Annotated in this window: 2 protein-coding genes; both read right to left on the minus strand. The window is 60.4% G+C overall.

The window, feature by feature from the left end:
- Nucleotides 1-68, minus strand: a 68-nt coding sequence (locus Q4E95_RS06460) for an MscL family protein (RefSeq protein ID WP_303382537.1), incomplete at its 3' end; no start/stop codon positions are given.
- A 26-nt stretch (nucleotides 69-94) separates the two neighbouring features.
- Complete coding sequence (gene coaA / locus Q4E95_RS06465; RefSeq protein WP_303382536.1) at nucleotides 95-1,051, minus strand: type I pantothenate kinase; 957 nt, start codon at nucleotides 1,049-1,051, stop codon at nucleotides 95-97.
- Nucleotides 1,052-1,198 lie beyond the last annotated feature (147 nt).

Raw genomic sequence — 1,198 nt, forward strand, 5'->3', positions numbered from 1 at the left:
ATGATGACGGCGACGGCAAGGTCAAGGACGTTGCCCTTCATGATGAATTCTTTGAAACCATTAAGCATGCCGATAGATTACCCAGACCCCGATATCAATTCTTCCGAAGGAGCACGCGCCTGATCTTGTGGTCCCCATCCTTGGAGAGGATGAGACGCGCCCGCCCTCTGGTGGGGCGCACGTTCTGCTCCAGGTTGGGTTCATTGATGCGTCGCCAAATATCAGTGGCCACTTCGACTGCTTCCGCGTCCGTGAGGTTGGCATAGCGGTGGAAATAGGATTGCGGACTGGCGAAGGCCGAGCTACGTAGGGCCTGGAACCGTTCCACGTACCAGCGCTCAATGTCGCTGGTTCGCGCGTCCACGTAGATGGAGAAGTCGAAAAAGTCGCTCAAGGCCAAAGCCGCGCGGTTTCCCGGACCCAATTTGGCGGGGGCGAGCACGTTCAAACCCTCGACGATCACGACGTCGGGCTTGGTCACCACTATTTCCTCGTCCGGGAGGATGTCGTAGGTGGTGTGTGAATACCTGGGAGCTCGGACCTCGGGGGCGCCGGATTTGATCTCCGACATGAATCGCAGCAGCGCCCTGCGATCGTATGACTCCGGGAAGCCCTTGCGCTCCATGAGCCCGCGGCGGACCAATTCGGCATTGGGGTACAGGAACCCGTCCGTCGTGACCAATTGGACGTTGGGGGTGGAGGGCCAGCGGGCAAGCATCTCGCGCAGCAGACGCGCCGTGGTTGACTTACCGGCCGCAACGGAACCGGCGATGCCGATGACAAAGGGAGTGCGCGCGTGGTCCTCGCCCAGGAACGCGTTGGTCTCAGAGTTGAGGTGATTCGCGGAGGCGTCGTAGAGCGTGAGCAGTCGAGAGAGCGGGAGGTAGACCTCGCGCACCTCGTCCACGTCCATGCGGTCACCAAGACCGCGCAGGTTCTCGATCTCCTGCGCGGTGAGGGGCACGTCTATTTCGTGCGACAAGCGCGACCACGTTTGCCGGTCCAGCTCCACAAACGGGGATGCGCGATGAGTCAGTGAGTGTGTGCTCATGTTCAGACCAGTCTAGGGCCGACGGTGGCAGGCTACAGCAGGGACTCAGGCGGTTTCCGGTAGAGTTCTCCGCATGTGTGGAATTGTGGGCTATGTAGGATCCCCGGACGTCAAAGCCGGTGGACACAACGCGTTGGACGTGATTCT

The organism is Kocuria sp., from assembly GCF_030536815.1.
Classification (GTDB): Bacteria; Actinomycetota; Actinomycetes; order Actinomycetales; family Micrococcaceae; genus Kocuria; species Kocuria gwangalliensis.

Bases quoted from the DNA above. Each gene is read 5' to 3' on its own strand.
- coaA (WP_303382536.1), bottom strand. From the start codon at position 1,051: ATGAGCACACACTCACTGACTCATCGCGCATCCCCGTTTGTGGAGCTG.